Consider the following 12297-nt stretch of genomic DNA (forward strand, 5'->3'; position numbering starts at 1 on the left):
TCGGGCCGGCGGTCAATCCGGGGCGGTCCGGCCACGCCGCCACACGTCTACGATGGCGCCTTAACCACGCGGCAACCGGTCCGGGTGCAGAACAGGCCCATGCCGCCGTTCCGACCTGCCCCTCCCCCCATGCCGGTCGCGGCGCTTGCGAGCGCGGCGGTGGTGGCGGGTCTGTTGCCCGATACCGGCTGGAGCGACGCTTTGGCATTGCTGGCCATCACCGCCGCGCTGTTCGCCGCGCACGAACGCCGCCATCGCGATATGGCGATCGCCGCGGCGCTGGGCGTCGCCTTATCCCCGGCGGGGCTGCTGCTGGCGCCGCTATACCTGGGCCTCGCCATCGGCCGCGGCGCGATCCGACACCTGCCCGTGGCCGCCGTCATCGGGCTGCTGGTCGCCACCCATTTGCCGTGGACCGCGCCGGCCGCTCAGCTGCCGAATCTGGCGTTGCTTCCCGCAGCATGGCCGGCAAGCCTCGCCTTGGTCGCCGCAATCGGCGTCGGCGCGAGCGCGTGGCTAGCGGCACGCGGATCCATCACCCGTCCGGCCGCCTTGTTCGCCGAAGCCCGCGTAGGGATCGTCGTGCTGGCCATGCTCCTGCCACTGCCGCCGGGCGTGCTCGGCTTCGTGGTGATGATCCTTGCCCTCCCCCTGTCGACCCCCGTCCGCTGCCACGCGGCGAACGACAATGTCGTCGTGCGCCGCCCGATCCGCCTCGCCGCCTGACGCATTCGCCCCCCGCGCCGTCTTTCGTCACACGAGCCGCTTGCGGTTTCGCCCGGACAGCGCTAGAGGCCGCCCCCGGCTGCAGGAGTGTAGCTCAGTTGGTAGAGCATCGGTCTCCAAAACCGAGGGCCCACGGTTCGAGTCCGTGCACTCCTGCCAGTTCGCCACCGAACGGCGAACACGCGCATCGCGACGAACACTTCGAAAAATAAGACTGACAGATGAATGATCTGTCATAATCCTTGACGAAGGTTGTTTACGCCGCCGTCGGGCATCCCTACACGCGCCCGCATCATGGATGAAGCGACCCGCCACACCCTCGTCATTGCGATCATCGCGGTTCTGCTTCTGATCGGCACGCCAGTGCTGATCCTGAAGTTGCGCAAGCGCAAGCGGGACAAGCTGCGGCGGCGCGGGATCAAACGCTACGGCCATTGATCGCGCGAGGCAGGCGGGGCGCCCTTGCGTTCGGCGCCCCGTACGGCTATTTGCGCAGGCCATCCGACAGCTGAGGACGGGCAGCGCCGGTTTCCCATCACGGGAAAGCGGCGGAAGGCTCATGCCCCGGCGGTACGGATTTTCGTGATTCCAGCGGGTTTCTGAGAAAAACAGTGGCAAAGACGACCCCCATCGAATTCATCCGCCAGGTCCAGGCCGAAACCAAGAAGGTGGTCTGGCCGACCCGGCGCGAGACGATCATGACGGGCGTCATGGTGGTCATCATGACGACCATCCTCGCGCTGTTCTTCCTGGGCGTCGATACGTTCTTCAACGCGGTCGTCCAGGCGCTGCTCAAGCTCGCGAAGTAAAGGTTCAGGCAATGGCGCGCTGGTACATCATTCACGCCTATTCGGGCTTCGAGGGCAAGGTTCGCGACGCGATCATGGCAGAGGCGACGCGCCTCGGCCTGGAGCAGCTGGTCGAGCAGATCGAAGTGCCGACCGAGACGGTGACGGAAGCCCGTCGCGGCAAGAAGATCGCGGTCGAGCGCAAGTTCATGCCGGGCTATGTGCTCGCCAAGCTGAACATGAACGACGACGTCTACCACCTCGTCAAGAACACGCCCAAGGTCACCGGCTTCCTCGGCAGCATGGGCAAGCCGCAGGCGATCAGCGAGGCGGAAGCCGCGCGCATGCTCAACAGCAAGGAAGAAGCGGCCGCCGCGCCCAAGACCAAGATCAAGGTCGATTACGAGATCGGCGATGCGGTCAAGGTGCTCGAGGGTCCGTTCGCGAGCTTCAACGGCGTCGTCGAGGAACTCGATTTCGACAAGGCGAAGGTCAAGGTGTCGGTGTCGATCTTCGGCCGCGCGACCCCGGTCGAGCTGGACTTCGAACAGGTCGAACGCAGCAAGTAAGACGTGCCGGCGCCTGACGCTGGCAATCTTGCAGAAACACACGGGAAAACCGGGGCTTAGGCTCCGGTTTTTTTGTGTTTCCGGCCGACCGGGCAGGGCCCCACGGTGGCAACCCGGCACGCGTTCGGCCATTGTGCCTGCATCACGGTCACCGGTCCAAAGGCCGGGACCGCCGCAGGAGACCCATGATGCCCCCTCACCTTCCCGTGCTGGCCCTGACGCTTGGTCTGGCCGCACCAGCGATGGCGCGTGATGTCGCGCCGGCGGTGACGATCGACCACAGCGCACAGCTCGATCATCACAGCGGCCCCGTCACCGCCCGGTATCGCGGCGCATTGGTGGTCGACCAACGTCAGATCGGCGCCGTCGCGCCCGCCGGTCGCCCCTCCAGCCTACGCTGCCACTGGACCGCCCAGCTCGCAGTCGACCGCCACGCCACCACCGCGACCGGCGCCACCACGCAGCGCAGCTTTGTCAGCGATCGGTCGCTATCCGGCCATCGTCCCGGCTGGTGCGCCGGCCAGCGCGACGCCATCGCGCGAGACGTCGTCGAGCAGTCCATCGCGCTGGACCGTCACATCCAGGCGGTCGCCCGCGAGGATCATGACGTATTGCGTGCCGAGCTCGATCGTCTGCACGGCAGCGTTGCCGCCGGATGATCGACATTCTTGCGAAAACCGCCCTCGCTGCCGGCGCACTGCTGGCGACCACGCCCGCCATCGCGCAAGTCGCGACCAGCGCCGGTATCGAGGCGACGACGGACGAGAATCGCCGCGGCATCAGCTGGAGCGAGGGGCGCGCCTCGATCGCGGGGGATGCCACGGTCAGCGGCTACGGCCTCGATCTCACCGCACGCGTCGCGGCGCTCCGCGGATCGGACCGGCACGGGGGCGCGGACGCGGTCGCCGACCTGACGCTCGGCAGCGGGTGGGACGTCGGGGCGGTGCGGCTGCGCGCGCAGGGCACCGCGCATATCTTCGGCGGCGCACGTGGCAATATGGACTATGCCGAACTCGGCGGGTCGGCGAGCTATACCTATGGCCCCGCCGATCTGACTGCAGGGGCGATCTGGGCACCCGAGCAGCGTGCGATCGGGGGCAGCAACCTGTACCTTTATGCCAATGCGAGCGCGGGCCTCCCCGGCACGCCGCTGACCGCGATCGCCGGGCTCGGCCATTCATCGGGGACGGTCACCGACCCGGTCCGCGCGCAGCGGTTGCGCCCCGGCGGCAACTACACCGATTGGCGGCTTGGCGTCGAATATCGCCGCGATCGCCTGACGCTGGGCGTCGACTATGTCGGGACGGACGTCACGCGCGCCGATGCGTTCGGGGCGTTCGCGGATGCGGGCCATGCCGGCGACAGGCTACTCGGCCGGGTCCGCTTCGACTTCTGATCCCGCGCGCCGCCACGGGACGCGATCACGCCGCCTGCGCGATCTCGTCCCGTTCCGCCGCGCGCAGTGTCAGCACCGCGGTCCCGCCCAGTCCCTTGCCGTCGCTCTCGAGACGCAGGCTGCCCTCCATCGCGGTCATCGAATTGGCGCACCAGTGCAGGCCCAGCCCGCCCGATTTGTGCGCGCGCGTCGAAAAGCCGCGCTGGAACAAGGTCGCACCCGTCGCCGCGTCGAAGCCCTCGCCATCGTCGCGAATCCGCACCACGACCTCATCGCCTTCCTCGTCGATCGTCACCCCGATCGACCCGCTCTGCCGCCCGGTCGCCGCGATCGATTCGGCCGCATTACCCAGCAAGTTGCCGATCACCTGGCTCAGGATCACGCGGTTCGCCAAGGCCAGATGCGCCTCCGCGGGGAAGCTGAACGCGATCGACGCGCTGTCCGAATAGCGCGCGATGGCCGCGTTGCGCGCGACGATCTCGCTGAGGTCGCAGCGTTCCAGACTGGGGCGCTCGTGCGCCTGCTTCTGCTGCTGGCCGATGATCTCCAGCACGTGCGCCATCGCCTCGCGCCCCACCTCCAGCTCGCGGCGCATCGCCTCGCGGCTCGCCATCTTGGCGGCGAAGGCGGCCTGGACGAAGGCGGCAAGCTTGGCACGGCGCTCGGCCGGCAGATCGTCGCGCGCGAGTTCCGCGATCGCCCGTTCCAGTGTCGCGCGATCGATCGGCGGCGCCTGCGCGATGCCCTGGCTCAGGATCGTGCTGATCGGATTGAGCGCGTTCCGCACATTGTGCATCACCGCGACCGCGCTTTCGCTGCGGCCCAGCGCGAAGCTCTGCACCTCGATCTGTTCGCGCAGGTCCTTCAGCTGCGACAGCATCGCGTTGAGGCTGCGGCCCAGCGAGCCGAATTCGTCGCGCCGCCCGTCGTCCTGGAACAGCGCCATCGATCCCGACGCACGCACCCGCTGCATATGCCGTTCGACGCGCAGCAGCGGCGCCAGCACCAGCCGCGCGATGACGCGGCGCAGGACGAGCAGCACGATCAGCAATAGCAGCGTCGACCCGGCGATGGCGAGCAGCAGCATCCGCCGTCCCAGCAGCGACACGTCGCGCACGACATGGAATCGGGCCGCGGCAACGGCATGGCCGTCGACGCCCGCGATCGGCACGGCGATCGCCATCGTGCGCTTGCCCGGCGTGACCATCGGCGCATCGCCCAGCCCGGACCGGTCGATGCGCGCATCGAGGCGGATCAGGTCGGACAGCTGACGCGACGTCACCTGCCGCGCCATCAGCACATAGCCGCGCGGGCTTCCCGTACCATCGGATCGCCGCACCTGCGCCACACCGATCGCCGCGACCACCGGCCCCAGCCGCGCATAGAAATGCCCGGAATTGTTACGCCCGATCACCCTGGCCAGATCGGCATGCGTCGCCAGCTGCACCAGCGCCGTGCGCAGCCGCGCCCGTTCGCGCCCGCTGGCAGGGTCGAGCCAGCGTGCGATCCGCAGCGTCCCCTGCGGCGTCACATAGGCCATGCCCTGCACGCCGAGGTTGGTCATCGCCAGCGGCGAGAAGCTGTCGCGTTCGAACGTCGCCGCCGCGGGCGACCCCGGCGGCGTCGCCATATAATCGTAGCTCTGCGTCCAGTCGCCATAGTCGCGCACGGCGTTTTCGACCTTGGCGGCATATTCGCCCAGCGCCGCCTGCGTCCGCTCGACATGGCCGGCGATCGCCTTGGCCTCCAGCGCCGAAAAGCTCGGCGTGATGACGCTGGCAAGCAGCAGGGTGATCCCCAGCGCACCGGCGACGCCGACCGCGGTCAGGATCAGCACCAGCTTGGCACCGAGCGAGGCAGGACCGATCGGCCGCCGGCGCCCGAAGGGCCACCGGGTCCGTAGCGCCGGGATCATCCGTGCGTGCCCGTGGCGGCTCCGGCTTCGACCAGGTCCTGGTTAAGGAACCGCTGCTCAGCCAACGCCAGCGCCGCATCGGGCGCAACAGGCCGCGAGAAGAAATAGCCCTGCAGATGGCTCGCCCCGGCGAGTCGCAGCGCCTGCACCTGCGCCTCCGTCTCGACGCCCTCGGCGATCACCTCCAGCCCCAGCGCGCGGCCCAGATGGATGATCGAATGCACGATCGCGGCACTCTCGCGCTCGCGGCCCATGCCGTCGATGAAACTGCGATCGATCTTCAGGCTGTCGAGCGCGAACTTGCGGATGTTGTAGAGCGAGGAATAGCCCGTGCCGAAATCGTCCAGAGCGATGCGGAATCCCATCTGGCGCAGCTTGTAGAGCGTTTCGGCGGCGCGTTCGGCGTCGTCGAAGATCGCAGTCTCGGTGATCTCGATCTGCACGCGGTTCGGCGTCACGCCGGCGCGCTGCACCGCCTCCATGATGTGGCCGACGAAATTGTGGCGGCGGAACTGGCGGGGGCTGAAGTTGACCGAGACATATTGGCCAGGGAAACGCGTCACCATGGCGAGCGCGGTGTCGAGGATCCAGTCGCCCAGTTCGTGGATGACGTTCGATTCCTCGGCGATCGGGATGAAGGTCGCCGGGCTGATCGGCCCATATTCCTGCGTGTTCCAGCGGACCAGCGCCTCGAAGCCCGTCACCTCCAACTGGTTGCGCGCGACGATCGGCTGATAGACGAGGCTCAGCTCGTCGCGCGCGATCGCCTGGCCCAGGCCATGTTCGATGCGGCGGCGGAAACGGATGCCCTCGTCCATACTCTCGTCGAACAGTCGGGTGACACCACGACCGGCGCGCTTGGCATCGTTGAGCGCCAGATCGGCGCGGCGCAGCGCGTCGATGGGATCGCACACCCCCGCCCCCTCGACGACGACCAGACCGGCGGAGGCGCCGCTCTGCACCGAATTGCCGAATACCTGATGCGTACCGGCACAGGCCGCGACGATGCGGTCGCAGGCCATGACCGCCGCCTCGTCGCCCGGCGCATCGAACAGCACACCGAATTCGTCGCCGCCCAGACGCGCGACGATCGCCCCCTCGGGCGCCTGCGCATGGAGGATGCTGCACACTTCGCGGATCAGCGCGTCGCCGGCCAAGTGGCCCAATGTGTCGTTGACGATCTTGAACCGGTCGAGATCGAACATCGCGGTCGCGAACAGGCCGGGCCGCTTGGCGCGATCACCCAGCGCGCGCAGGAAGGCGAGCCGATTGGGCGCATCGGTCAGCGAATCGTGCGTCGCCATATGGATCGCGCGGCTTTCGTTCGCAGCGAGTTCGGCGCTCTGCTCCTCGAGCTGGACGATCTGGGCCGCGAGCTGCTCCCGCGCGGCGGTGAGTTCGCGATCGACCTGCCAGCGATGCGCCAGCGCGGTCGCGGTCTGGACGATTTCCGCCGCTTCGAACGGCTTGGCGATATAGAAGATCTTGTCCGCCGGCCCTGCGACCTTGCTGATCTCGATCGGCGAAAAGTCGGAAAAGCCGGTGACGATGCACAGGTTGATCTCGGGATCGAGCGCGCGGATGCGGCGCGCGGTTTCACGGCCGTCGATGCCCGGCGGCATGCGCACGTCGATGAACGCGACGGCATAGGGCGTCCCCGCCGCCAGCGCCGCCTCCACCGCCGCGACCGCGTCGAGGCCCTGATGGCAATGCGTCAGGTCGAAGCTGTCGTCCGCCGCCGCATCCGCCGCCGGCGCGTCGTCGCCGAACAGCTCCGCCGCCATCGCGTCGAGCGCATTCTCCGCAGCACCGCGCTGCACCGCGAAGCAGCGGGCATAGCTGTCGTGCATGGCCGGCTCGTCATCGACGATCAGCAGGCGCTTCGAAACGGCGGCGGTCATCTGCAGCAACTTCCCTCTTATGGTTGACGAGGGAGTAAGCAGATGCGGTTAAGGCGTCGTAAACGCCCCCGCCGACGCGGCCGTGCCCATGCGTTCGGCCAGCGCCTGCTCACCGAGCACGATCGCGCCGAGCGGCCCGGCATTGCCCCCCAGCGCGGGCGGCACGATAAACGCGGGTTCGGCGATCTCGGGCAGCGCGATATAGCCGGCGAGGCTCTGCACCATCGCGTCGCGGACGCGCGGGAACAGATGGTCGTTCCCGACCATCACGCCGCCGCCCATCACGATCCGCCGCGGCACGCCGGTCAGCACCAGCGTATGGCACAATTGGCCCAGCACATGCGCGACGGGTTCCCACACCGGATGGTCCGCGGGAATGTCTTCCCCCTTGCAGCCGGCGCGCGCGCCGATCGCCGGCCCGGCGGCCAAGCCCTCCAGACAGCTGCCGTGGAACGGGCAGATGCCCATCCAGTCGTCGCCCGGCATGCGCTGCGGCCGGATATGGCCGAATTCGCTGTGCGTCAGGCCGTCGACCGGCTTGCCGCCCGCGATCAGGCCGACGCCGATGCCCGTGCCGACGGTGACATAGGCGATATCGGGCAGGCCCTTCGCCGCGCCCCAGCGCGCCTCGGCCAGCGCCGCGCCGACCACATCGGTGTGGAAACCGGTCGGCACCTGATAGCGCGCGGACAGACGGCCCGCGACGTCGGTGCCCGCCCAATGCGGCTTGGGGGTCGAGGTGACGTGACCGTAATCGGCGGCATGCCGGTCGATCGAGATCGGACCGAAGCTCGCGATACCCAGCGCCTCGAACCCGCCCCAACCGTCCAGCACGGCCTCGACTGCCGCCAGCGCCTCGTCGGGCCGGGTCGTCGGGATCTGCACGCGGTCCTGAATATCGTCCGGTCCGCGCGCGAGGATGCAGACGATCTTCGTGCCCCCCAATTCGATGCCGGCAACCAACGGGGGCACACGGTCCATTCTGTCATCCCATCCCATGAAAGCAGCGCAACGGTCGCGCGGGGCCCGCGCTTATTCCACCGTCACCGATTTGGCGAGGTTGCGCGGCTGGTCGACGTCGGTGCCCTTCGCCACCGCGACGTGATAAGCGAGCAATTGCACCGGCACCGCATAGACCAGCGGGGCGATCAGCGGATGGACCTTGGGCATCGTGATCGTCGCGACGCAATTCTCGCCCGCCGCCTGGATGCCGTCATAGTCGCTGATCAGCACGACCTTGCCGCCGCGTGCCTGCACCTCCTGCATGTTGCTGACGGTCTTTTCGAACAACGGCCCCGATGGCGCGATGACGATGACGGGGACGTTTTCGTCGATCAGCGCGATCGGCCCGTGCTTCATCTCGCCGGCGGCATAGCCCTCGGCGTGGATGTAGCTGATCTCCTTCAGCTTCAGCGCGCCTTCCAGCGCCAGCGGATAGTCGGTGCCGCGGCCCAGATACAGCACGTCGCGCGCGGCGGCGACGACGCCCGCCATTTCCTGGATCGATTCGTCATAGGCGAGCGCGGCGTTGAGCGCCGCCGGCGTCTCGGCGAGATGCTTGACGATCTCGCGTTCCTCGCCGTCCTTGAACTTGCCCTTGGCGCGGGCGAGGTTCGCAGCGAGCGCGGCGAGCACCGCGAGCTGGCAAGTGAAGGCCTTGGTCGATGCGACGCCGATCTCCGGCCCGGCGTGCGTCGGCAGCAGCAGGTCCGCCTCGCGCGCCATGCTGCTGGTCGGCACGTTGACCACCGCGGCGATCGTCTGCCCTTCGCTCTTGGCGTGGCGCAGCGCGGCGAGCGTGTCCGCCGTCTCACCCGACTGGCTGATGACGATCATCAGGCCGCCCGGCTCCATCACCGGCGCGCGGTAACGGAATTCGGACGCGACATCCAAATCGACCGGCACGCGGGCGAACTGTTCGAACCAATATTTGGCGACCATGCCGGCGTAGAAGCTGGTGCCGCACGCGACGATCGTCACGCGCTTGATGCCCGCCAGGTCGAATTCGGGGATCGGCAGCGTCACGCGATCCTCCATCCGCTGCAGGTACGACCGCAGCGTCTGGGCGACGACGATCGGCTGTTCGTAGATCTCCTTCAGCATGTAATGGCGGTGATTGCCCTTGCTGATCAGCTCGCCGGTGACGCCCGAGATGGTGATCGGCCGCTCGACCGGATGGTTGTCGCGGTCATAGACCTGCGCGCCTTCGGTCGTGCAGACGACCCAGTCGCCTTCGTCCAGATAGGCGATGCGCTGCGTCAGCGGCGCGAGCGCCAGCGCGTCCGAGCCGAGATAGGTCTCGCCCTCACCATAGCCGACCACCAGCGGCGAACCGAGGCGCGCGCCGATCAGCATGTCGGGGTGCTTGCGGAACAGAATGGCGAGCGCGAACGCGCCATGCAGGCGCGGCAACACCTCGCGCACCGCGCCGACGGGGTCGAGGCCGGCTTCCACCTTCTCGCTCACCAGATGTGCGACGACTTCGGTGTCGGTTTCGCTGGTGAACACGCGGCCGCGCGCGATCAGTTCGTCGCGGAGCGCCTTGAAGTTCTCGATGATGCCGTTGTGGACCACCGCGACCTCGTCGGTCGCGTGCGGGTGGGCGTTGTTGGTGGTCGGGCCGCCGTGGGTCGCCCAGCGGGTGTGCGCGATGCCGGTCGTGCCGGGCAGCGGCGCGGCGGCGAGTTTCTTGGCGAGGTTGACCAGCTTGCCGCTGGCGCGGCGCCGCTCGATCTGCCCGTCATGGTCGGTAGCGATGCCCGCCGAATCGTAGCCGCGATATTCCAGCCGCTTCAATCCGTCGAGCAGACGGTCGGCAACGGCCTCGGCCCCGACGATTCCAACGATGCCGCACATGTTATTTCGCTTCCTTCTTGGCGCGCATCATCGCGCGGAATTTGGTGGCCCAGCCAGGTTTGGCAATCTGCGGCGGCCGGACGAGCGCGAGCGCGCCGGCTTCGACATCCTTCGTCAGCACCGAACCCGCCGCGACGATCGCGCCTTCACCGACCGACACCGGCGCGACGAGCGCCGAGTTCGATCCAATGAAGGCGCCCGCGCCGATGCTGGTCTTATACTTGAAGAAGCCGTCGTAATTGCAGGTGATCGTACCGGCGCCGATATTGGCGTTCGCCCCCACATCGGCATCGCCGATATAGGACAGATGGTTGACCTTGGCGCCCTTGCCGATCGTCGCCTTCTTCACCTCGACGAAATTGCCGACCTTCGCCTTTTCGGCCAGGTCCGCGCCGGGGCGCAGGCGGGCATAGGGACCGACATCAGCTCTGGCGCCGACCTTTGCGCCCTCCAGATGGCTGAAGGCGCGGATCGTCGCGCCGTCCGCCACCGACACGCCGGGGCCGAAGACGACGTTGGGCTCGACCACGACATCGCGACCAATTTGCGTGTCGTGGCTGAACCACACCGTGTCGGGCGCGATCAGCGTGGCGCCGTCCGCCATCGCCCGATAGCGGCGTGCCGCCTGCCAGCCGGCCTCGACCGCGGCGAGCTCTGCGCGGCTGTTGACGCCCGCCACCTCGTCCTCGCCCGTTTCGATCACCACCGCGCGGCCGCCCTCCGCGACGGCGAGCGTGACGATGTCGGGCAGATAATATTCACCCGCCGCATTATCGTTGCCGACCGCCTCCAGCAGCCGCCACAGGTCGCGCGTGCGCACCGCGGTGACGCCCGAATTGCACAGGTCGACCGCGCGCTCCTCGGGCGACGCGTCCTTGAATTCGACCATCTTGGCGATCGCGCCGTCCGCGTCCGCGATGATCCGGCCATAGGCGCGCGCATCGGCGGGGCGGAAGCCGAGCACCGCGACCGTCGGCGCATCCTCCGCCTCCAGCCGCGCGGCGAGCCGTGCCACCGTCTCGGTTGCGAGCAAAGGCGTGTCGCCGAAGCAGACGATCGCAACGCCCTCGAAGTCGGCAAGCGCGGCCTTGGCCTGCAACGCGGCATGCGCGGTGCCCAGCTGCTCGCGCTGCCACGCGATCTCGACACCCGTGGCGGCGACCGCCGCTTCGACCTGCTCGCCGCTCGCGCCGACCACGACGACGCGGCGCGTCGCCCCGGCCTGGTTCAAACTGTCGATCAGGTGGATCAGCATCGGCCGCCCGGCGATCGGGTGCAGCACCTTGTGCAGATCGGACTTCATGCGCGTACCCTTGCCCGCGGCAAGGATGATGACGGCGAGAGGACTGGTCATGGCGACGTCGCCTGCCACGGAAGACTTGCCATTTCCATAGGGAGACGTCACCGGCGCGGCATATGACGCTAAATTCATCGCCCGATCCGTTTTTCGACATTATCGGCTTCGACCTGGACGGCACGTTGCTCGATACGAGCGGCGACCTGGCGGCGGCGGTGAACCATGCGCTCGCCTCCATCGACCGGCCGCTGCTGACCGTCGAACAGGTGAAACCCATGATCGGCGGCGGTGCGCGGCATATGCTGGCACAGGGGCTCGCCGCGACCGGTGGCTGCGACGAGGCGACGCTCGACGTGCTGCATCGGCGGCTGCTCGACCATTATGAAGCGAACATCGCGGTCTTGACGCGGCCGTACCCCGGCACGCTCGAGGCGCTCGACACATTGGCGGCGCGCGGCGTGCGGATCGCCGTCGTCACCAACAAGCTGGAATCGCTCGCCCGCAAGGTGATCGACGCGCTCGACCTGACGCGGCGCTTCGCATGCATCATCGGCGGCGACACGATGGGTCCGGGCAACGGCAAGCCCAGCCCCAAGCCGATCTATGAAATGCTGGCCCGCTGCGGCGGGGGCACCGCGGCATTCGTCGGCGATTCGATCTTCGACGTGCAGGCGGGCCATGCGGCGGGCCTGCCGACGGTGGCGTGCTCGTTTGGATTCCTGATGCAGCCGGTCGAGGAACTCGGCGCGGACGCGATCATCGACGGCTTCGACGAACTGATCCCGACGCTGGAGCGGCTGGCGGTTCGCTAAACCCCACCCACCCCGTCACCCCGGACTGGTTCCGGGG

The 12297-nt window shown here is 68.1% G+C and carries 12 protein-coding genes and 1 tRNA gene; 8 read left to right on the forward strand and 5 right to left on the reverse strand.

Features of this window, described 5'->3' with window-relative positions:
- Positions 1-99: 99 nt before the first annotated feature.
- The 7 genes from ACP7A3_RS03465 to ACP7A3_RS03495 all read left to right on the forward strand — a co-directional run bounded on the left by ACP7A3_RS03465 (position 100) and on the right by ACP7A3_RS03495 (position 3479).
- The gene (locus ACP7A3_RS03465; RefSeq protein WP_426255319.1) at positions 100-726 is read left to right on the forward strand and encodes a hypothetical protein; all 627 of its coding nucleotides are present in this window, start codon (positions 100-102) and stop codon (positions 724-726) included.
- Positions 727-809: 83 nt separating this feature from the next.
- Positions 810-885, forward strand: a tRNA-Trp gene (locus ACP7A3_RS03470).
- 135 nt (positions 886-1020) lie between these two features.
- Positions 1021-1164 carry a hypothetical protein gene (locus tag ACP7A3_RS03475; protein WP_167509723.1) on the forward strand — a complete coding sequence of 48 codons (144 nt, stop codon included), beginning with the start codon at positions 1021-1023 and terminating at the stop codon, positions 1162-1164.
- A gap of 173 nt (positions 1165-1337) precedes the next feature.
- Positions 1338-1535, forward strand: a complete 198-nt coding sequence (gene secE, locus ACP7A3_RS03480) for a preprotein translocase subunit SecE (RefSeq protein WP_017979500.1) — start codon at positions 1338-1340, stop codon at positions 1533-1535.
- Positions 1536-1546: 11 nt separating this feature from the next.
- Positions 1547-2083 (forward strand): transcription termination/antitermination protein NusG, encoded by a 537-nt coding sequence (gene nusG, locus ACP7A3_RS03485; protein ID WP_017979501.1) that lies wholly within the window; start codon positions 1547-1549, stop codon positions 2081-2083.
- A 188-nt stretch (positions 2084-2271) separates the two neighbouring features.
- Positions 2272-2742 carry a hypothetical protein gene (locus tag ACP7A3_RS03490; protein WP_426257135.1) on the forward strand — a complete coding sequence of 157 codons (471 nt, stop codon included), beginning with the start codon at positions 2272-2274 and terminating at the stop codon, positions 2740-2742.
- Positions 2739-3479 (forward strand): TorF family putative porin, encoded by a 741-nt coding sequence (locus tag ACP7A3_RS03495; RefSeq protein WP_426255317.1) that lies wholly within the window; start codon positions 2739-2741, stop codon positions 3477-3479. Before ACP7A3_RS03490 ends, ACP7A3_RS03495 begins: the two co-directional genes overlap by 4 nt.
- Before the next feature lie 25 nt (positions 3480-3504).
- On the opposite strand, the gene ACP7A3_RS03500 is transcribed toward ACP7A3_RS03495, so the two are convergent.
- Genes ACP7A3_RS03500 through glmU form a run of 5 tightly spaced genes read right to left on the reverse strand, consistent with a single transcriptional unit; the run spans position 3505 to position 11505 of the window.
- Positions 3505-5394 (reverse strand): ATP-binding protein, encoded by a 1890-nt coding sequence (locus tag ACP7A3_RS03500; RefSeq protein WP_426255316.1) that lies wholly within the window; start codon positions 5392-5394, stop codon positions 3505-3507.
- Entirely contained in the window at positions 5391-7295 is a 1905-nt protein-coding gene (locus ACP7A3_RS03505; protein ID WP_426255315.1) for an EAL domain-containing protein, read from the reverse strand. The genes ACP7A3_RS03500 and ACP7A3_RS03505 overlap by 4 nt, the downstream gene beginning before the upstream one ends.
- A gap of 48 nt (positions 7296-7343) precedes the next feature.
- Complete coding sequence (locus tag ACP7A3_RS03510) at positions 7344-8276, reverse strand: ROK family protein (RefSeq protein WP_017979506.1); 933 nt, start codon at positions 8274-8276, stop codon at positions 7344-7346.
- A 51-nt stretch (positions 8277-8327) separates the two neighbouring features.
- Positions 8328-10151, reverse strand: a complete 1824-nt coding sequence (gene glmS, locus ACP7A3_RS03515; protein WP_063685721.1) for a glutamine--fructose-6-phosphate transaminase (isomerizing) — start codon at positions 10149-10151, stop codon at positions 8328-8330.
- A gap of 1 nt (position 10152) precedes the next feature.
- On the reverse strand, positions 10153-11505 hold the full coding sequence (gene glmU, locus ACP7A3_RS03520) for a bifunctional UDP-N-acetylglucosamine diphosphorylase/glucosamine-1-phosphate N-acetyltransferase GlmU (protein ID WP_426255314.1): 1353 nt from the start codon (positions 11503-11505) through the stop codon (positions 10153-10155).
- A gap of 62 nt (positions 11506-11567) precedes the next feature.
- Here glmU and ACP7A3_RS03525 point away from each other — a divergent pair, with 62 nt between their 5' ends.
- Positions 11568-12260, forward strand: a complete 693-nt coding sequence (locus ACP7A3_RS03525; protein WP_426255313.1) for an HAD-IA family hydrolase — start codon at positions 11568-11570, stop codon at positions 12258-12260.
- Positions 12261-12297: the final 37 nt, after the last annotated feature.

It is taken from the genome of Sphingomonas sp. DC5200-1 (assembly GCF_049897245.1).
Classification (GTDB): Bacteria; Pseudomonadota; Alphaproteobacteria; order Sphingomonadales; family Sphingomonadaceae; genus Sphingomonas; species Sphingomonas aquatilis.

Excerpts from the sequence above, each read along its gene's own strand:
- ACP7A3_RS03465 (WP_426255319.1), top strand. The coding sequence starts at position 100 with ATGCCGCCGTTCCGACCTGCCCCTCCCCCCATGCCGGTCGCGGCGCTT.
- ACP7A3_RS03490 (WP_426257135.1), top strand. The coding sequence starts at position 2,272 with ATGCCCCCTCACCTTCCCGTGCTGGCCCTGACGCTTGGTCTGGCCGCA.
- nusG (WP_017979501.1), top strand. The coding sequence starts at position 1,547 with ATGGCGCGCTGGTACATCATTCACGCCTATTCGGGCTTCGAGGGCAAG.
- ACP7A3_RS03510 (WP_017979506.1), bottom strand. The coding sequence starts at position 8,276 with ATGGACCGTGTGCCCCCGTTGGTTGCCGGCATCGAATTGGGGGGCACG.
- ACP7A3_RS03505 (WP_426255315.1), bottom strand. The coding sequence starts at position 7,295 with ATGACCGCCGCCGTTTCGAAGCGCCTGCTGATCGTCGATGACGAGCCG.
- glmU (WP_426255314.1), bottom strand. The coding sequence starts at position 11,505 with ATGACCAGTCCTCTCGCCGTCATCATCCTTGCCGCGGGCAAGGGTACG.
- ACP7A3_RS03475 (WP_167509723.1), top strand. The coding sequence starts at position 1,021 with ATGGATGAAGCGACCCGCCACACCCTCGTCATTGCGATCATCGCGGTT.
- ACP7A3_RS03500 (WP_426255316.1), bottom strand. The coding sequence starts at position 5,394 with ATGATCCCGGCGCTACGGACCCGGTGGCCCTTCGGGCGCCGGCGGCCG.
- glmS (WP_063685721.1), bottom strand. The coding sequence starts at position 10,151 with ATGTGCGGCATCGTTGGAATCGTCGGGGCCGAGGCCGTTGCCGACCGT.
- ACP7A3_RS03525 (WP_426255313.1), top strand. The coding sequence starts at position 11,568 with ATGACGCTAAATTCATCGCCCGATCCGTTTTTCGACATTATCGGCTTC.
- ACP7A3_RS03495 (WP_426255317.1), top strand. The coding sequence starts at position 2,739 with ATGATCGACATTCTTGCGAAAACCGCCCTCGCTGCCGGCGCACTGCTG.